This window comes from Streptomyces sp. NPDC031365 (assembly GCF_055569765.1).
Map to the genome: position 1 here is coordinate 19,544 of NZ_JBVIIM010000046.1, position 23,085 is coordinate 42,628.

The 23,085-nt window shown below is 71.7% G+C and carries 22 protein-coding genes and 1 pseudogene; 18 read left to right on the plus strand and 5 right to left on the minus strand.

Features of this window, described 5'->3' with window-relative positions; genetic code table 11:
* Positions 1 to 159 precede the first annotated feature (159 nt).
* The 11 genes from ACZ5C2_RS36735 to ACZ5C2_RS36785 all read left to right on the plus strand — a co-directional run bounded on the left by ACZ5C2_RS36735 (position 160) and on the right by ACZ5C2_RS36785 (position 11,908).
* Positions 160 to 786 carry an NUDIX domain-containing protein gene (locus ACZ5C2_RS36735; protein WP_468801040.1) on the plus strand — a complete coding sequence of 209 codons (627 nt, stop codon included), beginning with the start codon at positions 160 to 162 and terminating at the stop codon, positions 784 to 786.
* A 279-nt stretch (positions 787 to 1,065) separates the two neighbouring features.
* Positions 1,066 to 3,123, plus strand: coding sequence for a tetratricopeptide repeat protein (locus ACZ5C2_RS36740; protein WP_468801042.1), 2,058 nt, complete (start codon positions 1,066 to 1,068; stop codon positions 3,121 to 3,123).
* A 136-nt stretch (positions 3,124 to 3,259) separates the two neighbouring features.
* The gene (gene ald / locus ACZ5C2_RS36745; protein ID WP_468801044.1) at positions 3,260 to 4,384 is read left to right on the plus strand and encodes an alanine dehydrogenase; all 1,125 of its coding nucleotides are present in this window, start codon (positions 3,260 to 3,262) and stop codon (positions 4,382 to 4,384) included.
* A 411-nt stretch (positions 4,385 to 4,795) separates the two neighbouring features.
* Positions 4,796 to 5,932 (plus strand): ParA family protein, encoded by a 1,137-nt coding sequence (locus tag ACZ5C2_RS36750; protein ID WP_468801046.1) that lies wholly within the window; start codon positions 4,796 to 4,798, stop codon positions 5,930 to 5,932.
* Entirely contained in the window at positions 5,917 to 6,459 is a 543-nt protein-coding gene (locus ACZ5C2_RS36755) for a hypothetical protein (protein ID WP_468801047.1), read from the plus strand. The genes ACZ5C2_RS36750 and ACZ5C2_RS36755 overlap by 16 nt, the downstream gene beginning before the upstream one ends.
* 18 nt (positions 6,460 to 6,477) lie before the next feature.
* Positions 6,478 to 7,587, plus strand: coding sequence for a segregation and condensation protein A (locus tag ACZ5C2_RS36760; protein WP_468801049.1), 1,110 nt, complete (start codon positions 6,478 to 6,480; stop codon positions 7,585 to 7,587).
* Positions 7,584 to 8,237, plus strand: coding sequence for an SMC-Scp complex subunit ScpB (gene scpB / locus ACZ5C2_RS36765; RefSeq protein WP_468801050.1), 654 nt, complete (start codon positions 7,584 to 7,586; stop codon positions 8,235 to 8,237). Before ACZ5C2_RS36760 ends, scpB begins: the two co-directional genes overlap by 4 nt.
* The gene (locus tag ACZ5C2_RS36770; protein ID WP_468801052.1) at positions 8,237 to 9,352 is read left to right on the plus strand and encodes a pseudouridine synthase; all 1,116 of its coding nucleotides are present in this window, start codon (positions 8,237 to 8,239) and stop codon (positions 9,350 to 9,352) included. The genes scpB and ACZ5C2_RS36770 overlap by 1 nt, the downstream gene beginning before the upstream one ends.
* 37 nt (positions 9,353 to 9,389) lie before the next feature.
* Positions 9,390 to 10,133, plus strand: coding sequence for an NUDIX hydrolase (locus ACZ5C2_RS36775; RefSeq protein WP_468801054.1), 744 nt, complete (start codon positions 9,390 to 9,392; stop codon positions 10,131 to 10,133).
* A complete protein-coding gene (locus ACZ5C2_RS36780; protein ID WP_468801056.1) occupies positions 10,130 to 11,152 on the plus strand; it encodes an ADP-ribosylglycohydrolase family protein in 1,023 nt (340 codons plus the stop codon). Before ACZ5C2_RS36775 ends, ACZ5C2_RS36780 begins: the two co-directional genes overlap by 4 nt.
* Positions 11,153 to 11,155: 3 nt before the next feature.
* Positions 11,156 to 11,908, plus strand: a complete 753-nt coding sequence (locus ACZ5C2_RS36785) for a nucleotidyltransferase domain-containing protein (protein ID WP_468801057.1) — start codon at positions 11,156 to 11,158, stop codon at positions 11,906 to 11,908.
* Here ACZ5C2_RS36785 and ACZ5C2_RS36790 read toward each other — a convergent pair.
* Together ACZ5C2_RS36790 and ACZ5C2_RS36795 are read right to left on the minus strand one after the other, a co-directional pair.
* On the minus strand, positions 11,834 to 12,577 hold the full coding sequence (locus ACZ5C2_RS36790; protein ID WP_468801059.1) for a nucleotidyltransferase domain-containing protein: 744 nt from the start codon (positions 12,575 to 12,577) through the stop codon (positions 11,834 to 11,836). The genes ACZ5C2_RS36785 and ACZ5C2_RS36790 overlap by 75 nt on opposite strands.
* A 23-nt stretch (positions 12,578 to 12,600) precedes the next feature.
* Positions 12,601 to 12,990: a Rieske (2Fe-2S) protein gene (locus ACZ5C2_RS36795; protein ID WP_468801061.1), complete on the minus strand. Its 390-nt coding sequence runs from the start codon at positions 12,988 to 12,990 to the stop codon at positions 12,601 to 12,603.
* Between the two features lie 209 nt (positions 12,991 to 13,199).
* Here ACZ5C2_RS36795 and aroH point away from each other — a divergent pair, with 209 nt between their 5' ends.
* The 5 genes from aroH to der all read left to right on the plus strand — a co-directional run bounded on the left by aroH (position 13,200) and on the right by der (position 17,732).
* The gene (gene aroH, locus ACZ5C2_RS36800) at positions 13,200 to 13,562 is read left to right on the plus strand and encodes a chorismate mutase (protein ID WP_468801062.1); all 363 of its coding nucleotides are present in this window, start codon (positions 13,200 to 13,202) and stop codon (positions 13,560 to 13,562) included.
* Positions 13,559 to 14,644 carry a prephenate dehydrogenase gene (locus tag ACZ5C2_RS36805; protein ID WP_468801064.1) on the plus strand — a complete coding sequence of 362 codons (1,086 nt, stop codon included), beginning with the start codon at positions 13,559 to 13,561 and terminating at the stop codon, positions 14,642 to 14,644. The genes aroH and ACZ5C2_RS36805 overlap by 4 nt, the downstream gene beginning before the upstream one ends.
* Positions 14,645 to 14,796: 152 nt before the next feature.
* On the plus strand, positions 14,797 to 15,483 hold the full coding sequence (cmk, locus tag ACZ5C2_RS36810) for a (d)CMP kinase (RefSeq protein ID WP_468801066.1): 687 nt from the start codon (positions 14,797 to 14,799) through the stop codon (positions 15,481 to 15,483).
* On the plus strand, positions 15,480 to 16,127 hold the full coding sequence (locus ACZ5C2_RS36815) for a lysophospholipid acyltransferase family protein (RefSeq protein ID WP_468801067.1): 648 nt from the start codon (positions 15,480 to 15,482) through the stop codon (positions 16,125 to 16,127). The genes cmk and ACZ5C2_RS36815 overlap by 4 nt, the downstream gene beginning before the upstream one ends.
* 114 nt (positions 16,128 to 16,241) lie before the next feature.
* Positions 16,242 to 17,732 (plus strand): ribosome biogenesis GTPase Der, encoded by a 1,491-nt coding sequence (der, locus tag ACZ5C2_RS36820; protein ID WP_468801069.1) that lies wholly within the window; start codon positions 16,242 to 16,244, stop codon positions 17,730 to 17,732.
* A 76-nt stretch (positions 17,733 to 17,808) separates the two neighbouring features.
* Here the strand turns inward: der and ACZ5C2_RS36825 are convergent, their stop codons facing one another.
* Complete coding sequence (locus tag ACZ5C2_RS36825; protein ID WP_468801071.1) at positions 17,809 to 18,222, minus strand: hypothetical protein; 414 nt, start codon at positions 18,220 to 18,222, stop codon at positions 17,809 to 17,811.
* A gap of 92 nt (positions 18,223 to 18,314) precedes the next feature.
* Positions 18,315 to 19,097 carry a hypothetical protein gene (locus ACZ5C2_RS36830; protein ID WP_468801073.1) on the minus strand — a complete coding sequence of 261 codons (783 nt, stop codon included), beginning with the start codon at positions 19,095 to 19,097 and terminating at the stop codon, positions 18,315 to 18,317.
* Between the two features lie 630 nt (positions 19,098 to 19,727).
* On the opposite strand from ACZ5C2_RS36830, the gene ACZ5C2_RS36835 reads away from it, so the two are divergent.
* A complete protein-coding gene (locus ACZ5C2_RS36835; RefSeq protein ID WP_468801075.1) occupies positions 19,728 to 20,768 on the plus strand; it encodes a helix-turn-helix transcriptional regulator in 1,041 nt (346 codons plus the stop codon).
* Here ACZ5C2_RS36835 and ctaD read toward each other — a convergent pair.
* Positions 20,653 to 22,338, minus strand: a pseudogene (gene ctaD / locus ACZ5C2_RS36840) (aa3-type cytochrome oxidase subunit I); the annotation flags it as partial. The gene ACZ5C2_RS36835 and the pseudogene ctaD overlap by 116 nt on opposite strands.
* A gap of 428 nt (positions 22,339 to 22,766) precedes the next feature.
* Here ctaD and ACZ5C2_RS36845 point away from each other — a divergent pair.
* Positions 22,767 to 22,982, plus strand: coding sequence for an I78 family peptidase inhibitor (locus tag ACZ5C2_RS36845; protein ID WP_468801076.1), 216 nt, complete (start codon positions 22,767 to 22,769; stop codon positions 22,980 to 22,982).
* Positions 22,983 to 23,085: the final 103 nt, after the last annotated feature.

A 23,085-nucleotide genomic window follows, 5' to 3' on the forward strand; every position in this document is an offset into this window, starting at 1 on the left:
TCCCCCCCCCCCCCCCCCCCCCCCCCCCCCCCCCCCCCCCCCCCCCCCCCCCCCTTTCCCCCCCCCCCCCCCCCCCCCCCCCCCCCCCCCCCCCCCCCCCCCGGCCGCTTTTTTCACGCGGGGCACGCGCACCAGAGCCGTACGTCGGGAAGGACAGGCATGACGATCAAGGACACCCCGGAGGAGTGGGAGATCCGCGGGACCCGGTCCCCGTTCGTGGGCGCCAAGACCTCCGTCCGCACGGACGACGTGGTCATGCCCGGGGGCACCGTGGTCCGCCGCGACTACCAGGTCCACCCCGGGTCTGTGGCCGTCCTCGCCCTCGACGACGCGGACCGGGTCCTGGTGCTGCGCCAGTACCGGCACCCGGTGCGCCAGAAGCTGTGGGAGATTCCGGCCGGTCTGCTCGACGTCGCCGGCGAGAATCCGCTGCACGCCGCCCAGCGCGAGCTGTACGAGGAGGCGCACGTCAAGGCGGAGGACTGGCGGCTGCTGACCGACGTCTACACCACGCCCGGCGGCTGTGACGAGGCCGTACGGATCTTCCTCGCGCGAGGGCTGTCCGAGGCCGGGGGCGACCGCTTCGAGGTCGAGGACGAGGAGGCCGACATGGAGCTGGCCCGGGTACCCGTCGAGGAACTGGTGCGCGGGGTGCTGGCCGGGGAACTGCACAACAACTGCCTGGTGGTGGGTGTCCTTTCGCTCGTCGCCGCACGGACCGGTGACGGTCTGGACGCGCTGCGCCCGGCGCAGGCACCCTGGCCGGCGCGGCCGTTCGAGAGGTGACGCCGGCGCAGGGCCCATGATGGGCGGCCTGGGCGTCCGCGGCTCCGTCGCGGCCGGTCGCGCCCACGCGGCGGAGCCGCATATCGGTATGGCCCCGCGCCCCTTTTCGCCGACGCGGCCGAGCCCTCGGTCTGACGATCTGTTGATCCGATCGGGGGGAGTCCTGCCCCGGCGCCGCGCTCCTCACGGAACGTCGCAGAGCGTGAACTAGGCTCTGAAAAACGCCCGATCCGGAAGACCCGGCGGGCTTGCGCGTGCGGTGGGACGGGAGTGTGGCCCGTGACGGATCAGGCGGTGGACCCGGACGGTGTACGGCTCCCTCGGGACGCTGCCCCGGAAGGTCGATTCCTGGGCCGCACCAGGGAGTTGAAGGAGCTGCGTGCTGACATCGAGCGCGCGGGACTGGACACGCTCTCCGGCCGCAAGGCGCCCCGCGCCCGCGTGTTGCTCATCGCGGGCCGGCCCGGCTCCGGCCGGACGGCCCTCGCCGAGGAACTGGTACGCCAGGTCGCCGACCGCTACCCCGACGGGGTGCTGCGCACCCGCCTGGGCGAACCCGACGGCACACGCGTGCCGGTCGGGCGCGCAGCGCGTGAGCTGCTCGACTCGCTGGAGGCGCCCGCCCCGGCCGGAGCCCCCGAGGACGATCTCACCGAGGCGCTGCGCACCGCCCTGTCCGACCGCAGGGCGCTGCTGCTGCTGGACGACGCGGCCGATGCCGAGCAGGTCGACGCGCTGCTCCCGGACAACCCGGACTGCCTGGCCGTCACCGTCTCCTCCGGCCCGCTGACCGGCATCGCCGACGTCCGCCCCTGCACCCTCGGCGGCCTCGACACCAAGTCCGGGGTGGAACTGCTGTCCCGGCTGACCGGATCGGTCCGCATCACGGTCGATCCCCGGGCCGCCGAGCGGCTCGCCGAGCAGTGCCAGGGCCAGCCGGCCGCCCTGGTACTGGCCGGCGGCTGGCTGGCCGCCCGGCCCAAGGCCGCCGTCGCCGACCTCGCCAGGCAACTGCACACGGACACCGATGGGGGCACCGCCGTCGGCCGGGTGGTCCGGCTGGTGCACGACTCGCTGCCGGCGACCGCCGCCCGGACACTGCGCCTGCTCAGCCTCGCCCCGTCGGGCCTGGTCGACCCGCACACCGCCGCCGCGCTCGCCGGCTGCTCGGTGGAGGCCGTGCGCACCACCCTGGACGACTTCGCCGCCCACGGCCTGCTGCACTCGGTGGGCTCCGTACAGCCGCAGTACCGGGTGCCCCGCTGCCTGCACCCCGTGCTGCACGACCTCGCGGCGGAGCACGAGAAGCCCGGCGAGCTCCAGCTGTCCCGCGCCCGCATGCTGGAGCGGACCGTTCGGCTGCTCCAGTCGTGCAGGGCGATCACCGAGACCGACAGCCCGCAGGCACGCGAGAAGCTCCTCGGCATGCCGCGCGCCCTGCGCTTTCCCAGCCCCCGGGCAGCCGCCGACTGGCTGCGGCTGCGCCGGCCCGCCCTGCTGGCCGCCGCCCGGCTCGCGGTCGCCGACGGGGAGCTGGACACCCTCGCCAGGCGGCTGATGTCCCAGCTGGTGCGCGCCATGGCCGCCCACTTCGGCACCCGGGCCGCCGCGAGCGACCTGTACGACATCCACGCTCTGGTCCTCGATGTCGCCGAGCGCCGCGGCCTGCCCCGGGAGCGGGCGGCGGCCCTGCTGAACCTCGGCGACCTGGACGCCCACACCGGCCGTACGGCGGATGCCCTGGCGCGCTACCGGGCCGCGCTGGACGCCGGCCGCGAGGCGAACGACCCGTACGCGACCGGCCGCGCGATGGAATCCGTAGGCGGCGCGCATCTGGAGCTCGGGGACTTCGACCGGGCCGCGGACTGGTTCGGCCGGGCCCTGGCCGAACGGCTGGCCCGTGGCGAGCGCCCGGAGGCTGCCCGGCTCTACGGCCGGATCGGCGCCGCCCACACCTACGCGGGCCGCTACGGCGAGGCCCTGCGCAACTGGCGTGCGGCGGTCGCCGGGCACCGGAAGAACGGGGACGTGGCCGCTCAGGCCCGGGCCCTGAGCGAAGTGGCCCGCGTGCAGGAGTACGCGGGCCGGCTCGACGAGTCGCTGCGCACCTGTCAGGAGGCCGTGGAGTGGGCGCGCCGGGCCGAGGACACCCGTCTGCAGGCCGCGCTGCACCTGCGGCTCGCCGACTCCTTCGAGCACCTCGGCGACACCGCGGCCGCCGCGCTGCACCGGGGCACGGCCGAGCGGACGCTGGCCGAGGAGACCCCGGAGGACGACTCGGAGGCGGAACACGGAGCTAACGCCTACGAAATCCGTAGCGCATCCGCTGAAGATTGATGCAAAGGAAGGCTGGACAGCGGGAACACCTTCATTAAACTGGCTCTGCCGCGCCGTCTTCTGCGGTCCCTCCCGGTGTGCCCGTGTGTGCCCGGGTATGTGTAGTGATACACCCATATCCTCTGAGTCAAGGACCGTGATCGACGTGAAGGTCGGCATCCCCCGCGAAGTCAAGAACAACGAGTTCCGGGTGGCCATCACCCCCGCCGGCGTGCACGAGCTCGTGCGCCATGGTCACCAGGTCGTCATCGAGCGCGGCGCCGGCGTCGGCTCGTCGATCCCGGACGGCGAGTACATCTCCGCGGGCGGGCAGATCCTGGACACGGCCGACGAGGTCTGGGCCGCCGCCGATCTGCTGCTGAAGGTCAAGGAGCCCGTCGCGGAGGAGTACCACCGCCTGCGCAAGGACCAGACCCTCTTCACCTACCTGCACCTGGCCGCGTCGAAGGAGTGCACGGACGCCCTCCTGGAGTCCGGCACCACCGCGATCGCCTACGAGACCGTCGAGCTGCCCGGCCGCGCGCTGCCGCTGCTCGCTCCGATGTCCGAGGTCGCGGGCCGGCTGTCCACCCAGGTCGGCGCCTACCACCTGATGCGCGCCCACGGCGGCCGAGGTGTGCTCCCCGGTGGCGTCCCCGGCGTGCTGGCCGGCCGGGCCGTCGTCGTCGGCGGCGGTGTCTCCGGCTGGAACGCCGCGCAGATCGCCATCGGCATGGGTTTCCACGTGACCCTGCTCGACAAGGACATCAACAAGCTCAAGGAGGCCGACAAGGTCTTCGGCACGAAGATCCAGACCGTCGTCTCCAACGCCTTCGAACTGGAGAAGGCCTGCCTGGAGGCCGACCTGGTGATCGGCGCGGTGCTGGTCCCCGGCGCCAAGGCCCCCAAGCTCGTCACCAACGAGCTGGTCTCGCGGATGAAGGCAGGAAGTGTCCTTGTCGACATCGCGATCGACCAGGGCGGCTGCTTCGAGGACTCCCACCCGACCACGCACGCCGAGCCGACCTTCAAGGTCCACGAGTCGGTCTTCTACTGCGTCGCCAACATGCCCGGCGCGGTGCCCAACACGTCGACCTACGCGCTGACCAACGCCACGCTGCCGTACATCGTCGAACTCGCCGACCGCGGCTGGGTGGAGGCGCTGCGCCACGACCCCGCGCTCGCCAAGGGGCTCAACACGCATGACGGCAAGGTCGTTTACAAGGAGGTCGCCGAGGCGCACGGCCTCGAGCCCGTCGAACTCGCCTCGCTGCTCGGCTGAGCCGCCAGGGCGGTAAGTCGACCAAGTCACCGACCCGCAAAGGCGACACGTCAACTTGGGTCGTCAACGCCGCCCACCCGGCCGGACCTTGCCCGCGAGGTCCCGCCGGATGTGTGTATGGTCACTTCCTGATTCCTGCACAACTCGCCTCGAACGTACCCCTTCTACCGATTCGCACACCCGTGAAACCTGCGGTGCGACGGCCGTACGCCCTTGACAGAGGGATGTTTCATTGCCGACACATCGGGTCGGGTCCGGCGGATTGTGTTGCTGCGGACGGCCGACACGCCATAGAGTCGCCAAACGTCGGCATGGTGCCACGCTGACCTGTCTAGAAGTTTCCTGGTCACCAAGGAGGTAAGACGACTTGTGAATGAGTCGACATTTACTCCCGGGGGTGGTCACCCAGGAATGCCTGCGCCGGACCAGGGGCCCGCGGGATCCGCTGCTGTCGGCTCCGTAGCTGTGCGCACCTTCGCAGCCCACCGGAGTCGCCGGACTTCGGTGGTGACTCAACCAGCACCCCAGAGCATGGATGGCCATCACGTGAACGCCATGGCCGGCGACGGAAGTGGCGCGCCCCACAACCATTTCGCCGACTACGACGAACTGCCCGAGGGGCACTTCTACGACCCCGACGCCGAGTACGAGCCCGATCCCGAGTACGCGGCCACGCTCGCGCCCGACGCGGCGCGTCAGCGCCGTGAGCGCGTCGGTCCGACCGGGCGCCCGCTGCCGTACTTCCCGATCCCGGGTCCGCTGACCGATCACGGACCCGCGAAGATCATCGCGATGTGCAACCAGAAGGGCGGCGTCGGCAAGACCACGTCGACCATCAACCTGGGTGCCGCGCTGGCGGAGTACGGACGCCGGGTGCTGCTCGTCGACTTCGACCCGCAGGGCGCGCTGTCGGTCGGACTCGGCGTCAACCCGATGGAACTCGACCTCACCGTCTACAACCTGCTCATGGAGCGGGGCATGGCGGCCGACGAGGTGCTGCTGAAGACCGCGGTCCCCAACATGGACCTGCTCCCCAGCAACATCGACCTGTCGGCGGCCGAGGTGCAGCTGGTGAGCGAGGTCGCGCGCGAGTCCACGCTGCAGCGGGCACTGAAGCCGCTGATGGACGACTACGACTACATCGTGATCGACTGCCAGCCCTCGCTCGGCCTGCTCACGGTCAACGCGCTGACCGCCGCGCACAAGGTGATCGTGCCGCTGGAGTGCGAGTTCTTCGCGCTGCGTGGTGTGGCGCTGCTCACCGAGACCATCGAGAAGGTCCAGGAGCGGCTCAACCCCGACCTGGAGCTCGACGGGATCCTCGCCACCATGTACGACTCGCGCACGGTGCACAGCCGTGAGGTGCTCGCGCGGGTGGTCGAGGCCTTCGACGATCACGTCTACCACACGGTCATCGGGCGCACGGTCCGCTTCCCGGAGACCACGGTCGCCGGTGAGCCGATCACCACGTACGCGTCCAACTCCGTCGGTGCCGCCGCCTACCGCCAGCTCGCCAGGGAGGTGCTCGCCCGGTGTCACGCCGAGTGAGTCTGCCGGGGGCCGACGAACTCTTCCGTACGACAGGGGGGATGGCGCTCCAGGCGTCCACCCCCCGGCGCCCCACCGGCGACGCACGCGTTCCCGCTCCCGCGGGGGAGGGCGACGCGGCGGCCGCGCAGGAGGACGCGCCGCAGTCGGTGCCCGCACAGGGCGGCGAGGGTGCGGAGCATGCCGCGGCGGACGCGGATCCGGCCGAGGCCGGGGAGTCCCGCAGCCGTAACGCGGCAGGCTCCGGACGGCGTCAGCCGGCGCAGGAGGACGCGGCCCCGCGCAAGCGGGGGAGGGCGGCGGCGCGGCGGCCCAGCGGCCGTGAGCGGCACGACGAGAAGATCACCGTGTATGTGTCCGCCGAGGAACTGATGGACCTCGAGCACGCGCGCCTCGTCCTGCGTGGTGAGCACGGACTCGCCGTCGACCGCGGCCGGATCGTCCGCGAGGCGGTCGCCGTGGTCCTCGCCGATCTGGAGAGCCGCGGGGACGCCAGCATCCTCGTACGACGTCTGCGGGGACGGTAGCGGTAGCCTGCGGAGGCCATGACCTCGAACGACGCACCCGCCTCCGGCGACCGGCCGCCCCGCCGCCGCGCCCTGGGCAGGGGCGCGGCAACGGCCCCCTCGCCGTCCGGGCCGACGACCCCGCCCGCGCGGGAGACGGGCGCCGATCCGTCGGAGGACCCGTCGCCGGACAGGGCCGCCGGGCCCGGTGATCGGGGCACGGCCGACGCGGCGGCCGCCGGGGCCTCCTCGCCGGTCGCGTCGGTGGCTGAGCCGCAGGACCGGCCCGTGACGCCCGGAGAGCCGAGCACCACGGCCGACCCGGCGGACGGGGCACCCGACGGGCGGTTCAAGGTTCGGCTGGCGAACTTCGAAGGGCCGTTCGATCTGCTGCTCCAACTGATCGCGAAGCACAAACTGGATGTCACCGAGGTCGCCCTGTCCAGGGTGACCGACGAGTTCATGGCGTACATCCGGGCCATGGGGTCGGACTGGGACCTGGACGAGACGACCGAGTTCCTGGTCGTCGCGGCCACCCTCCTCGACCTCAAGGCCGCCCGGCTGCTGCCCGCCGCCGAGGTGGAGGACGAGGCCGACCTCGCCCTGCTGGAGGCTCGCGACCTGCTGTTCGCGCGGCTGCTGCAGTACCGCGCGTACAAACAGATCGCCGACATCTTCGACCGGCGGCTCGACGAGGAGGCCCGGCGCTATCCCCGTACCGTCGGACTGGAACCCCAGCACGCCGAGCTGCTGCCCGAGGTCGTCATCAGCATCGGCCTCGAGGGCTTCGCCCGGCTCGCCGTCAAGGCGATGCAGCCCCGGCCCAGGCCGCAGGTGTACGTCGACCACATCCACGCCCCCCTGGTCAGCGTGCAGGAACAGGCCGGGATCGTCGTCGCACGCCTCAGGGACCTCGGCGAGGCGAGCTTCCGGGCGCTCATCGAGGACACGGACGACACCCTGACCGTCGTGGCACGCTTCCTCGCCCTCCTGGAGCTGTACCGCGAGAAGGCCGTCGCCCTCGACCAGGAGACCGCGCTCGGTGAGCTGACCGTGCGCTGGACCGGCGGGGACGGGGACGCGGAGCCGGCGGTCACCGACGAGTTCGACCGGCCCCCCGAGCCGCCGCAGGAGGAGAGGAAGCCGTGAGCGAGGAGACGACCGGGACCTCCGCGGGGCTGCGCACCGTCGCGGACCTCGATCTCAGGCCCGCTCTGGAGGCGGTTCTGATGGTCGTGGACGAGCCCGCGACCGAGGAGCACCTGGCGAAGATCCTGGAGCGGCCCAGGCGGCAGGTCGCGGACGCGCTGCGGGAGCTCGCCGACGAGTACACCGTCCAGGGCCGCGGCTTCGAACTGCGGCTCGTCGCGGGCGGCTGGCGCTTCTACACCCGCCCCGAGTACGCCGCCGCCGTCGAGCGCTTCGTCCTGGACGGCCAGCACGCGCGGCTCACCCAGGCCGCCCTGGAGACCCTCGCGGTCGTCGCCTACCGGCAGCCGGTCAGCCGCGGCCGCGTCTCCGCCGTACGCGGAGTCAACTGTGACGGCGTGATGCGCACCCTCCTCCAGCGCGGTCTGATCGAGGAGGCGGGCACGGAACCCGAAACAGGTGCGATCCTGTACACGACGACGAACTACTTCCTGGAGCGGATGGGCCTGCGCGGTCTGGACGAGCTCCCGGAACTCGCGCCCTTCCTCCCCGAGGCGGAGGCGATCGAGGCCGAGACACTGGAAGGGGTCCCGTCGTTCGATCCGGACGCCCCGGATTCCGAGGACGCAGACGACAAGACGGAACTTTGATGCGAAGCAGCAGCGGCAGGAACAGCAGCGGAAACAACGGCGGGAGCCGTGGTGGCAACAGCGGCGGCCGCGGCGGGAGCGGCGGTGGCCGCGGCAGTCACCGCGGTGCCGGCAACGACCGCGACGACCGGCAGGGCGGTCGTCCGAAGAAGCCGCGCCCGGAGGAGCGGCGCTACGACGTGGGCCCCGGCGCCACCCAGGAGGGCCCCAAGTCGGGCCGCGGGCCCGCGGCCCGCGGAGGCGCCAAGGGCGGGCCGAAGAGGCCCCTGCAGCGGGGGCGCTCGGTCCCGGCCACGTCGCGCGAGTACGAGGCACGGGCCGAGGAGCGCAACCGGGAGCGGTACGCGGGAAAGAAGGACGTGAAGCTCCCGAAGACCTTCCCCGGTGCCGAGCAGGAGGGCGAGCGGCTGCAGAAGGTGCTCGCGCGCGCCGGCTACGGCTCACGGCGTGCCTGCGAGGAGCTGATCGAGCAGGCGCGGGTCGAGATCAACGGCGAGATCGTGCTCGAGCAGGGCCGCCGGGTCGACCCGGAGAAGGACGAGGTCAAGGTCGACGGCCTGACCGTCGCCACGCAGTCGTACCAGTTCTTCTCGCTGAACAAGCCCGCCGGTGTCGTGTCCACCATGGAGGACCCGGAGGGCCGGCAGTGTCTCGGTGACTACGTCACCAACCGCGAGACCCGTCTCTTCCACGTCGGTCGGCTGGACACGGAGACCGAGGGCGTCATCCTGCTCACCAACCACGGTGAGCTGGCGCACCGGCTGACCCACCCCCGGTACGGCGTGAAGAAGACCTACCTCGCGCACATCGTCGGCCCGATCCCGCGCGACCTGGGCAAGCGCCTGAAGGACGGCATCCAGCTCGAGGACGGCTACGCGCGCGCGGACCACTTCCGGGTGGTGGAACAGACCGGCAAGAACTACCTCGTCGAGGTCACGCTGCACGAGGGCCGCAAGCACATCGTGCGGCGCATGCTCGCGGAGGCCGGGTTCCCGGTCGACAAGCTGGTGCGCACCGGCTTCGGCCCGATCACCCTGGGCGACCAGAAGTCGGGCTGGCTGCGGCGGTTGTCGAACACCGAGGTCGGGATGCTGATGCAGGAGGTCGAGCTCTAAAGGCTTGTGCGTCCCTCGCACCCCCTTTATAGTCGTCATGACTATTAAGGGGGTGCGGGTCATGGACGGGTACGACAAGTACGCCTTCGAGCCCTTCGCCGTCACCACCGACCTCGCCGTGTTCACCCTCCGTGCGGGCGCGCTGCACGTTCTGCTCGTCGAGCGTGGCCAGGAGCCGTACACGGGGCGGTGGGCGCTGCCGGGAGGCTTCGTCCGGCCGGACGAGTCCGCGGAGAGCGCCGCGCGGCGCGAACTGGGCGAGGAGACCGGGCTGACGGACGTCTCCGGGCTGCGTCTGGAGCAGTTGCGGACCTACAGCGAACCCGATCGCGACCCCCGGATGCGGGTCGTGTCCGTCGCCTTCACCGCGCTCCTGCCGGACGCCCCCGAGGCACGTGGCGGCAGCGACGCGGCACAGGCCCGGTGGACGCCGTACGACCGCGCGCGAGGGCTCGCCTTCGACCACGACCGGATCCTGGCCGACGCGCGGGAACGCGTCGGCGCCAAGCTCGAGTACACCTGCCTCGCCACCGCCTTCTGCCCGCCGGAATTCACCCTCGGGGAGCTGCGGCAGGTCTACGAGGCCGTGTGGGGCAGCACCCTGGACCGGCCCAACTTCCGGCGCAAGGTGCTCGCCACCCCCGGTTTCGTCGAAGCCGTCCCGGGCGCCGCGCGTCTCACCGGCGGCCGGGGCAAACCCGCCGCGCTGTACCGCGCGGGCACCGCCGACACCCTCCACCCGCCGCTGCTCCGGCCGACTCCGGAAGGACGCCCCGCATGACCACGACCACCGTCACCAAGCGCGCCGCCACGGGCGCGCTCACCGGACTCGCCCTCGGGGACGCGCTGGGCTTCCCCACCGAGTTCAACGACGTCCCGTCGATCCTCGCCAAGTTCGGCCCCTGGCGGGGGATGGACCTGCCCAGGCCGGCGATCGTCACCGACGACACGCAGATGACCCTCGCGCTCGGGCGCGGGCTGCGCACGGCCATGGACCGGGGACTGCTCACCCCCAAGCGGCTGGAGCGGCCGGTGCGCGAGGAGTTCGTGGAGTGGTGGCGGTCGCCCGAGAACAACCGCGCCCCGGGCAACACCTGCCTCAAGGCCTGCCACTTGCTGTCCAGGGAGGAACGACGCTGGCAGGACGCCAGCCAGATCGGCTCCAAGGGATGCGGCGCCAACATGCGCGTCGCCCCCATAGGTCTGGCCCCCGGTCTGACCGAGGAACAGCGCGCCGGCGCCGCCCAGTTGCAGTCGGCCCTCACTCACGGGCACCCCACCGCCCTGGCCGCCTCCGACCTCACCGCGCACGCCGTACGGCTGCTCGCCGAGGGCGCCGAGCCGACCGGCCTGATCGGACTGCTGCGCTCCTACGCCTACGACAACCGCACCCGCTACCACGAGTTCTGGCTCGGCGACCTGTGGACCCGCGCCCAGGACCCCGGTCCGGAGCACTTCATCGCCCGCGGCTGGGACGAGTGCCTGGAGATCCTCGGGCGCCTCCAGGAAGCCGTACGCACCGTCTCCCCGGAGACCGACCCCTGCCTGGCCACGGGGCAGGGATGGATCGCGGAGGAGGCCCTGGCGACCGGCCTGCTCTGCTTCCTCCTCTTCGTCGACGAACCCCTCACCGCCCTGCGCCGTGCCGCCTGCACCGCGGGCGACTCCGATTCCATCGCCTGCCTCACGGGCGCCTTCGCCGGCGCCCACCTGGGCGCGGACGCCTGGCCGGCCGAGTGGGCGGACCGTATCGAGTACCGGGACGACCTGCTGGCGCTGGGGACGCTCTGGGACGCTTGACCGATGATCGACGCCCTGGACCTCGACCTGCGCCCGGTGATCGCCGAACAGCCCGACCCCGTGCTGTTCGCCACCGTCTCCGGCGCGCACCTCTACGGCTTCCCGTCCCGCGACTCCGACGTGGACCTGCGGGGCGTGCACCTGCTGCCGGCCGCCGATCTCGTCGGGCTGCGCGAGCCGGACGAGACCCGGTCCCGGATGTGGGTCAGGGACGGCGTCGAGATGGACCTCGTCACACACGACCTGCGCAAGTTCGTACGCCTGATGCTGCGGCGCAACGGCTACGTGCTGGAGCAACTGCTGTCCCCGCTGGTCGTGCACACCACCGACACCCACCGGGAACTGGCGGCCCTCGCCCCGGGTGTCCTCACCGGCCACCACGCCCACCACTACCGGGGTTTCGCGCGGACCCAGTGGCGGCTGTTCGAGGAGACCGGCGAACTCAAGCCGCTGCTCTACACCTTCCGGGTGCTGCTCACCGGAATCCATCTGATGCGCTCCGGGGGGATCCAGCCCCATCTGCCCACGCTCACCGGGGAGATCGACGCCGCCCCGGAGTATCTGCCGGACCTGATCGCCGCCAAGGCCGAGCGCGAGCACGGGGACGCCCCCGTGGACCGCGCACGCGTGCGGGCCGACGTGGAGCGGCTGCACGGGGTCCTGGACGAGGCGCGGGCGGTGTCAGCTCTCCCCGACGCCCCCACGGCCCGCGACGCCCTGCACGACCTCGTCGTGCGGACCCGCCTGGAGGGCTGAGGCGCGGCGGGTGCGGACGAGGAAGTCCTCGACCCGGCGCCGGTCCGGTTCCTCGGGCAGCGGGCTGCGCCGGGCGGCCTCCGCGCCCTCCTCCGCCAGCCGGGTCATCCAGGACTCCACCTCCGGCCAGGGCACCTCGCCACGTTTCACGGCGAGCAGCGGCTCGCGCTCCTCGCCCACGTCGATCGTGAGCGCGCCCGTGCGCAGCAGGTCGCGGGCGCTGGTCAGGAGGCGGAGCAGGTGCATGGCGTGCTTCCAGCGGGGCGCACCGTGGGTGCGGACGTCGGCGTCCAGCTTGTGGTGCTGGCCGTGGGCGTATCGGGTGAACGTCTCGTGGACCCTGCGGGAGAGGAACGCCCCGCGCAGGGAGAGCAGTTCGCGGCCGGTGCCGTCGGTGTACTCCACCAGCGGGGAGTGCAGGCACTCCAGGATGTTGGGATTGGCGCGCAGGGCCAGCTGGCAGAAGCGTTCCAGCTCCCAGCTGAACTGTTCCTCGGCCGGCCCCTCGACATGTGTCGGCGGCTTCTCGAAGCGCCAGAACAGGGGGGTCGGGGCGAGGAAGACCCCCCGGCGGTCGGTGTCGCTGTCCTCCGTGGCCAGACCGAAGGCACGGGAGCCCATGACACAGGCGTAGATCGTGTGGTCGCTGACCAGGGTCTCGGGGCGCATGCCAGGGGAGCGTACGCGGCGGTTCACGCCAGGCGGATCGAATGACCCTCGACCGCGATCCGCTCCCCGGGCAGCGGCCTGGTCGCCGGGCCCCGCTCCACCGAGCCGTCGGTGATCCTGAACCGGCTGCCGTGACAGGAGCAGTTGATGGTGCCGTCCGCGACATCGGCCACCAGGCAGTTCTGGTGGGTGCAGATCGCCGAGAAGGCCTTGAAGTCACCTTCCTCGGGCTGGGTGACCACGATCTTCTCGACCTTGAAGACCGTCCCCCCGCCCACCGGGACGTCGGAGGCCGAGGTCAGTTCCTGTCCGGCCGTGTCCGGCGAGGGGTTGTCGCCGTCGCCACAGCCAACGGTGAGGGCCGCCGTGCCTGTCGCCAGCAGGACCGTGCGGCGCGTCGCGTGAGGGGTCATGTCGTCACTCCGAAGAGAAGAAGGGGAAGGCCGGCGGTGTCCGGCGTCCTGGCAATCACATCACCACAGGTGCCGCGATCCATGGCGAATGCCGCCCATCGCGCATGTCGTCCCGTCTCAGCTCGCGAGCGCCCGGCACCGCTCCCGTGCGGGCCTGACTACGCTGGATGACCGAACAGCAGACAGGCACGTCAGCAAGGAGCATCGTCGTGGCGGTACGCGCGGTCCGGGGGGCCGTCCAGTTGGTGCGGGACGAGTCCGGTCACATGGAGGAGCAGGTCGGTGGGCTTCTCACCGCCGTCCTGGAGCGCAACGGCCTGCACACCGACGACCTGATCAGCATCTGGTTCACGGCCACGCCCGACCTGCACTGCGACTTCCCGGCCGCCGCCGCCCGCAGCCTCGGCATCGTCGACGTCCCCCTGATCTGCGCCCAGGAGCTCGACATCGAGGGCGCCATGCCCCGCGTGGTCCGGGTCCTCGCACACATCGAGTCCGACAGGCCCCGCGCCGACATCGTGCACGTGTACCTCGGTGCCGCGGCCGCCTTGCGCAAGGACATCGCCCAGTGAGAACAGCACTCGTCATCGGCACCGGACTCATCGGCACGTCCGCCGCGCTCGCCCTGACCCGGCGGGGCGTCGTCGTCCACCTCGCCGACCACGACCCGGAGCAGGCCCGTACCGCAGCCGCGCTCGGCGCCGGCACGGACGAGGCACCCGACGGACCGGTGGACCTGGCGATCATCGCCGCCCCGCCCGCCCATGTGGCCGACGTGCTCGCCGGCGCCATGCGGCGCGGCGCGGCACACGGCTACATCGACGTGGCCAGCGTCAAGGGCGGACCGCGCCGAGAGCTCGAGGCGCGCGGGCTGGACCTGGCGTCCTACATCGGCACCCATCCCATGTCCGGGCGGGAGAAGTCCGGCCCGCTGGCCGCCACCGGTGACCTCTTCGAGGGCCGTCCCTGGGTGCTCACCCCGACCCGGGACACCGACACCGAGGTGCTGAACCTCGCCCTGGAACTGGTCTCGCACTGCGGCGCCGTACCCGTCGTCATGGACGCCGACGCCCACGACCGGGCCGTGGCCCTCGTCTCCCACATGCCGCACCTGGTCTCCAGCATGGTCGCCGCGCGCCTGGAGCACGCCGAGGAGGCCGCCGTGCGGCTGTGCGGGCAGGGAATCCGGGACGTGACCCGGATCGCCGCCTCCGACCCCCGGATGTGGATCGACATCCTGTCGGCCAACCCGGGGCCGGTCGCCGACCTGCTCAGGGACGTCGCCGGTGACCTGGAGGAGACCGTGCGGGCCCTGCGCGCGCTGCAGTCCTCCGACGAGGACAAGCGCCGCGAGGGCGGCACCGGCATCGAGGACGTGCTGCGCCGCGGCAACGCCGGGCGGGTCCGCGTCCCCGGCAAGCACGGTTCCGCGCCGCGCGTCTACGAGACCGTGGCGGTGCTCATCGACGACCAGCCCGGCCAGCTGGCCAGCATCTTCGCCGACGCCGGCCGCGCGGGGGTCAACATCGAGGACGTCCGCATCGAGCACGCCACCGGGCAGCAGGCCGGTCTGGTGCAGCTCATGGTGGAGCCCAAGGCGGCGCCCGTCCTCACCGCGGGGCTGCGCGAACGGGGCTGGGCGATCCGTCAGTGAGCACCCGGGGCCCTGCGGTGACGACCCGGGCCCCTCCCCCGAAGGGCCGGATCGTCCGCTTGTCGGAAGGGTGCCGGGGGGCCGGTAATCTGGTGCGGGGCGTGTCCGCGCCCCGCACACCCCACTCCACCGCACCAGGAAGGTGTTCCTCCGTGGAAAACGGCGCCGCCAAGCCCGTGATTGTCGCCATCGACGGTCCCTCCGGCACGGGCAAGTCGAGCACGTCGAAGGCCGTGGCGGCGCAGCTCGGCCTGAGCTACCTGGACACCGGCGCCCAGTACCGGGCGATCACCTGGTGGATGGTGGACAAGGGTGTCGACATACATGACCCGTCCGCGATCGCGGCCGTCGCCGGCAAGCCGGAGATCGTCTCCGGTACCGACGCCAAGAGCCCGACCATCACCGTCGACGGCGTCGACGTGGCCGGCCCGATCCGTGAGCAGGACGTCACCTCCAAGGTCAGCGCGGTCAGCGCGGTCCCCGAGGTGCGCGCCCGGATCACCGAGCTGCAGCGCACGATCGCCTCCGCGGCCGTCACCGGCATCGTCGTCGAGGGCCGCGACATCGGCACCACCGTGCTGCCCGACGCCGACCTGAAGATCTTCCTCACCGCCTCCGCGGAGGCGCGTGCCGCCCGCCGCAGCGGTGAGCTCAAGGGCGCCGACCTGCACACCACCCGCGAGGCCCTGATCAAGCGTGACGCGGCCGACAGCGGCCGCAAGACCTCCCCGCTGGCCAAGGCCGGTGACGCGGTCGAGGTGGACACCACCGAGCTGACCCTCCAGCAGGTCATCGAGTGTGTCGTCACCCTCGTCGAGGAGAAGCGGGCGGGGAAGTGACCGACGTCCCATCGGCGCGGGGCGCCGAGGTCGGGCGGCGCATCGGCGTCGGCCTGATGTACGGGCTGTTCAAGCCCCGTGTGCTGGGCGCCTGGCGGGTGCCCGCGACCGGTCCGCTGATCTTCGCCGTGAACCACTCGCACAACGTCGACGGCCCCATGGTCATGGGCGTGGCGCCCCGGCCGACGCACTTCCTGATCAAGAAGGAGGCGTTCGTCGGCCCGCTCGACCCGTTCCTGACCGGCATCGGCCAGCTCAAGGTCGACCGGCACAGCACCGACCGCACCGCGATCTCCCGGGCGCTCGGCGTGCTGGAGCAGGGCGGCGTCCTCGGCATCTTTCCCGAGGGCACCCGCGGCGAGGGCGACTTCGCCGCGATCCGCGCGGGGCTCGCGTACTTCGCCGTACGCGGCGGCGCGCCGATCGTGCCCGTCGCCGTCCTGGGAAGTTCCGACCGTCCCGGACGGTTGATAAAGGCGTTGCCCCCGCTGCGCTCCCGCGTCGACGTCGTCTTCGGCGACCCCTTCGAGGCGGGCGACGGCAGCGGGCGACGTACGCGCAAGGCGCTGGACGAGGCGACCGGGCGCATCCAGAAGCAGCTCACCACCCATCTGGAAAACGCCAGGCGCCTCACCGGGCGCTAGGGTCTGCCTCTTCCACCCGGAAACCCGGGGCAGGCCCTGCCACACTCGAGTAGTGGATCACCGTTGTGTACGGGTTCCACCGATCACCACGATGAACGACGAGGTACCGACTTCATGAACGACCACATCCAGCCCGACGGCTCGGACGCGTACGGGGGTGCGCACGAGCACGACCACGGGTCGCTGGGCGATGCCGAGTTCGCGGAGTTCATGGAGCTCGCCGCGGAGGAGGGCTTCGACCCCGAGGACGTCGAGGGTGCCATCGAGGCCGCGGGCCACGGTCCGCTGCCCGTGCTCGCCGTCGTCGGCCGGCCCAACGTCGGCAAGTCGACCCTGGTGAACCGCATCATCGGCCGCCGTGAGGCGGTCGTCGAGGACAAGCCGGGCGTCACCCGAGACCGTGTCACCTACGAGGCCGAGTGGGCGGGCCGCCGTTTCAAGGTCGTCGACACCGGCGGCTGGGAGCAGGACGTCCTCGGTATCGACGCCTCCGTGGCCGCCCAGGCGGAGTACGCCATCGAGGCGGCCGACGCGGTCGTCTTCGTGGTGGACGCCAAGGTCGGCGCCACCGACACCGACGAGGCCGTCGTCCGGCTGCTGCGCAAGGCCGGCAAGCCGGTCGTGCTCTGCGCCAACAAGGTGGACGGACCGAGCGGCGAGGCCGACGCGTCCTATCTGTGGGCCCTGGGCCTCGGTGAGCCGCACCCGGTCTCCGCCCTGCACGGCCGCGGCACCGGCGACATGCTGGACCAGGTCCTGGAGGCCCTGCCCGAGGCTCCGGCGCAGACCTTCGGCACCGCGGTCGGCGGCCCTCGCCGCGTCGCCCTGATCGGCCGGCCGAACGTCGGCAAGTCCTCGCTGCTGAACAAGGTCGCGGGCGAGGAGCGGGTCGTCGTCAACGAGGTTGCCGGCACCACCCGTGACCCGGTCGACGAGATGATCGAACTGGGCGGCAAGACCTGGAAGTTCGTCGACACGGCGGGCATCCGCAAGCGCGTCCACCTCCAGCAGGGTGCCGACTACTACGCCTCGCTGCGCACCGCGGCCGCCGTCGAGAAGGCCGAGGTGGCCGTCGTCCTGATCGACGGTTCCGAGTCCATCTCGGTGCAGGACCAGCGCATCGTCACCATGGCCGTGGAAGCGGGCCGGGCGCTCGTCCTCGCGTACAACAAGTGGGACACCCTCGACGAGGAGCGCCGCTACTACCTGGAGCGGGAGATCGAGACCGAGCTCGGCCAGGTCGCGTGGGCGCCGCGGGTGAACGTCTCGGCGCGCACCGGACGGCACATGGAAAAGCTGGTCCCGGCCATCGAGGCGGCCCTGGAGGGCTGGGAGACCCGGGTCCCGACGGGCAGGCTGAACGCCTTCCTGGGCGAACTGGTCGCCGCCCACCCGCACCCGGTCCGGGGCGGCAAGCAGCCGCGGATCCTGTTCGGCACCCAGGCGGGCACCAAGCCGCCGCGGTTCGTGCTGTTCGCCTCCGGCTTCATCGAGGCCGGATACCGGCGCTTCATCGAGCGCCGGCTGCGCGAGGAGTTCGGCTTCGAGGGAACCCCGATCCACATCTCCGTGCGGGTGCGCGAGAAGCGCGGCAGGAAGAAGTAGCGGGCGAGCGGCACGGTGAAGGGGCGGTCCCACCGGGACCGCCCCTTCACCGCTCTCCGGTCAGGCGCCTCTCCGGTCAGGCGCCTCTGCGCGGGGCCGACGGCAGCCCGGCCGGCACATGGTGCATCCCTGAGGCGTTACGGCCGACCGTGCCGACCCGCTGCCACTGCGGCTGCTCGCCGTCGTCCGGAGGAGCGCCGCCCGATCCGGCGCCGTAGGCACCGCTCACCAGGGAGGCGCCGAACGAGCCGGAGCTGTGGCCGCCGTACGCACCCGTACTCCTGTGCGGGATGTTCCCGAAGGCGGTGAAGCCCAGCTCCTCCTCGCCGCTGCGGTCGCCCGGCAGTGAACGGAAGGACTTGACGTACTCGGTGTAGAGGGCGTCGTAGATCGGGGTGGCCGATTGGCCGCTCCGGGAGTCCTGCGCCGGGCGCACGGGCACGGGGACCGAGGCGAGGGACTGGCGGCGGGGAACGTCATATGCGTGCACGTATGTCCAAACGACCCTGCCTCACAAGGGATGCGGCCCTTTTGGGGCTTTCGCCGGGTGTGGCGGTGCTCCGGCGGTGCTCCGGTGGGCGGTCAGATGCCGGCGAGCGGCAGCGCGGCGGCGACCAGCTTGCCGTTCGCCGCCGCCTTGTCCAGCGCGTCGCGCAGCAGGTCCTCCCGCGGCTGACGGCCGATCGAGCCGACCGGGGCCGCGAACAGCAGTACCTGCTGGTGCTTGTTGGCGGCCGCCCGCCAGCCGTCGGTGACCTGGAGCGGCTGATGCGCCTGCCACCAGGCCACCGGGCGGCCGCCGTTCGGGTTCGGCTGGAGCACGGCGTGCAACTGGCCCGCGGCGAGCAGTACCGACCAGCCGTGCAGCACCGGGGGTACGGCCGACAGCTCGGTCAGCGGCATGAAGCCCTGCTCGATGAGCAGCGGCAGGAAGTCGTCGCCGGTACCGAGCGCACCGGGCCGGGCGACCGGCGCGGTGGGCTCGACGACCAGGGCCGGGTGCAGCTCCCCTGAGATCAGGGCCAGTCCGCTGGTCACTCCCAGCACGGCCTGTTCGGGAGTGGCCTTCGCGGCCTCCGGCTCCGGGGCGGGCTCGCCGATGGCCCGCACGGCGCCCTGGAGCTGTTCCTCGGTGACCTGGACGACCTGTGAGGGCAAGCAGGTGGCGTGGGCGAAGGCGAGCACGGCGGTCTCGTCCCCGATGAACAGTACGGTGCTGGTGCGCTCCTGCTCGGGGTCGCCCGGGGTACGGCAGGAGGTGCAGTCGTAACTGCCCGGGGCGGACTCTCCGGCGAGCAGGCGGGCTGCTTCTTCGTCGCCGATCTCGGCGCGTACCTCGTCGCTGACGTCGAGCATGCGCGGCACGGGTGGCTCCCTCGGGATGCGGTGCGTGGCGAGACCGGGTGGCTCCCGGCCCGTGGTCCGGGTGGGTCCCCGGCTCATGAAGAAGACAACGGGTGATCTGTGGCGGGAGTCACGCTCCAGGGCGAACGGAATCGAACCATCCAGCGCACATGGACGCGCCAGCTGTGCAATCCGCCACTCGCCATCAAGTGCCCCGCAGTGCCGGGGCGTTGAGAGGGCGAGGTGTGTCACAGGGCGCCCGGCGCCCTGGTCGACAAATCCGGAGAACAGGGAATGAAGCGGGTGGCCGAAAGCCGACGGTACTCACGGTGGGCGGCAACCGGCCTGCCACGACCCGCCTCTCCGGCGAACGCCACCGGTGCCCCTCCCACGAGGCCGGGGCGACCGTGCGGGGCTGCGGCAGTCGCTGTCCGGTGTCGACTGCGTGGCGTGGATCCGGTGCCGGCCGTGCGTACCTGCGCGTCGCGACGGCGGCGCGCCGACGACCGGGGGCCGGGAAGGGGCCGGCGTGCGCCGCCCACCACACGCCCGCCGCGCACCGCCCGGTGCCGTCCGCTCACGGCCCTGGCCGACCGCTCCACAGGTCCTCGCGGACGGAGGCTGGCCGCAAGGGCTGGCAGACTCACCCCCATGGTGGAGACCTCGGCACGTCTGCTGCGTCTGCTGTCGCTGCTCCAGGCCCATCGCGAGTGGTCCGGCGCCGATCTGGCCGGACGGCTGGGGGTCAGTGCCCGTACGCTGCGCCGGGACGTGGACCGGCTGCGTGAGCTCGGCTACCCCGTCAACGCCAGCCCCGGTACCGGCGGCGGCTATCGGCTGGGCGCAGGCGCCGAACTGCCGCCGTTGCTGCTGGACGACGAGGAGGCCGTCGCCGTCGCCGTCGGGCTGCGCACCGCGGCCGGGCAGGGGGTCGAGGGCATCGGTGAGACCTCCGTACGGGCCCTCGCCAAGCTGGAGCAGGTGCTGCCGAGCCGGCTGCGCCGCCGGGTGGGGGCCCTGAACGCCTTCACCGTGCCGATGCTGCGCGCACCCCGCGCCGACGCCGTGGACCCCGCCGTGCTGACCGGACTGGCCAACCTCTGCCGGGACGCCGAGCGGCTGCGCTTCGAGTACCGGGGCCATGACGGCACACCGAGCCGGCGGACCGTCGAACCGCACCGCCTGGTGTGCTCCGAACGCCGCTGGTACCTGGTCGCCTGGGATCTCGACCGCGAGGACTGGCGCACCTTCCGCGCGGACCGCATCACTCCCCGGCCCCCGCACGGGCCGCGGTTCGTCCCGCGGGAGCCGCCCGCCGACGACCTCGCCGCCTATGTCTCCCGGGGCGTCTCCACCCGCGTGTACGCCGCGCACGCCGTGATCCGGCTGCTCGTGCCCCTGGAGGAGGCCGCCGAACGGATCTCGCCCACCACGGGGACGCTCGAGGCGGAGGGCCCGGAGAGCTGTCTGCTGCGGACCGGAGCCGCGAGCCTGGAGGTCATGGTGGTGCATGTGATGCTGCTGGGCTTCGAGTTCGAGGTGCTGGAACCGGTCGAACTGATCGACGAGGTCAGGGCGGCTCATGACCGGCTTGCTCGCTCGTTGGCTCGGGCTGGGACGTCACGGCCGCGTACTCGGGATGGTGCAGATCGAACGCCGGCGACTCCGAACGGATCCGGGGCAGCGTGTTGAAGTTGTGCCGCGGCGGCGGACACGACGTCGCCCACTCCAGGGAGCGCCCGTAACCCCAGGGGTCGTCCACCTCGACCTTCTCACCGTACTGGGCCGTCTTCCAGACGTTGTGGAGGAACGGCAGCGTGGACAGTCCGAGCAGGAAGGAGCCGATGGTCGAGACGGTGTTGAGCGCGGTGAAGCCGTCCGCCGCCAGGTAGTCGGAGTAGCGGCGCGGCATGCCCTCGGCGCCCAGCCAGTGCTGCACCAGGAACGTGGTGTGGAAGCCGATGAACAGCGTCCAGAAATGGATCTTGCCGAGCCGTTCGTCGAGCATCTTCCCGGTGAACTTGGGCCACCAGAAGTAGAAACCGGCGAAGGTGGCGAAGACGACGGTGCCGAAGACCACGTAGTGGAAGTGCGCGACGACGAAGTACGAATCCGTGACGTGGAAGTCCAGCGGCGGTGACGCCAGCAGTACCCCGGTCAGTCCACCGAACAGGAACGACACAAGGAACCCGGTCGCCCACAGCATCGGCGTCTCGAAGGACAGCGAGCCCTTGATCATGGTGCCGGTCCAGTTGAAGAACTTCACCCCCGTCGGCACCGCGATCAGGAAACTCATGAACGAGAAGAACGGCAGCAGTACCGCGCCGGTGGCGAACATGTGGTGCGCCCACACCACGGCCGACAGACCGGTGATGGCCATGGTGGCGCCGACCAGCGTCAGATAGCCGAACAGCGGCTTGCGGCTGAAGACCGGGATGATCTCCGTGACGATGCCGAAGAACGGCAGCGCGATGATGTAGACCTCGGGATGACCGAAGAACCAGAACAGGTGCTGCCACAGGATCGCCCCGCCGTGCGCGGCCTCGAAGACCTGTGAACCGAACCTCCGGTCCGCCTCCAGCACCAGCAGCGCCGCTGCGAGCACCGGGAACGCCAGCAGGATGAGGATCGACGTGAACAGCGTGTTCCAGGTGAACAGCGGCATCCGGAACATCGTCATACCGGGGGCGCGCATCCCGATGATGGTCGCGATGAAGTTCACCGCGCCGAGGATCGTGCCGAACCCGGACAGGACCAGTCCCATGATCCACAGATCGGGGCCGAGGCCGGGGGAGTACTCCATGCTGTTCAGCGGAGCGTAGGCGAACCAGCCGTAGGCGGCAGGCCCTCCGGTCACCACCAGCGACCCGAGCACGATCAGACCGCCCAAGAGGAACAGCCAGTACGAGAACATGTTGAGCCGGGGGAAGGCCACGTCGGGCGCGCCGATCTGCAGCGGCATCAGCTCGTTGGCGAACCCCGCGAAGCTGGGCGTCGCGAACAGGAGCAGCATGATCGTGCCGTGCATCGTGAACAACTGGTTGAACTGCTGGCTGTCGACGATCTGCAGTCCGGGGCGGGCCAGCTCGGCACGCATCAGCAGCGCCATCACCCCGGCGATCAGGAAGAACACGAACGACGTGATCAGATAGAGGTGCCCGATCTTCTTGTGGTCGGTGGTGGTCAGCCAGTCGATCACCACCCGCCCACGCCGCTGCCGGCGTGTCGGCCGCTCCGTCGCCTGAACGGTCTGCGTCCCCATCGCTCGCCCCTTCGCTCATCGCGCGCCGGGCCCGCCGAAGCCCGCGCCACATGTACCCCGGGCCCACGTCATGATGCCCTCCCCGCACGCCCCGCGCCCTCTGACGCGGGGTGTGGCGGGTCTTGTGAGGAAGGCGGGTATTTTCTGTGGGCGCAGACTTCCGTGGGGCGTACTGCGGAGAAAGGGACTGGGGTCCCGGGAGTACTTCCTCCGGCACTTTCCGCCGGGGTTTATGGCGACGATGGTGTGACACGCGGTTATTACGTTCGAATACCTGCGGAAGAGGGATCGAATCGTCCATCCGGGTGACGGTCACCCTCGTGTACGTCTGTCGTGGTCCTGTGACAGAAGTGTGACCGTCGGGGGACCGTGTCGGCTGTTCCCGGTTCGGGCTTCCCCGCTCACGGACCAGGGCATAGCGTGGCCGTATGGCACCCATTCCGACACCCCCCGCGGAACCCCACGACAGTCCGGACGCCTATGTCGGTCTCGCCGCAGACCGGGCCGAGCGCCTCGCGCGCGAACGCGGCTGGCCGACGGTGCGGGCGCTGGCGCCGGGGACGATCATCACCATGGAGTACCGCGTGGGCCGGCTGAACTTCGAGGTGAAGGACGGCCGGGTGGCGCGGGCCTGGAAGGGCTGAGACACGGCGGCGGGGGGGGGGGGGGGGGGGGGGGGGGGGGGGGGGGGGGGGGGGGGGGGGGGGGGGGGGGGGGGGGGGGGGGGGGGGGGGGGGGGGGGGGGGG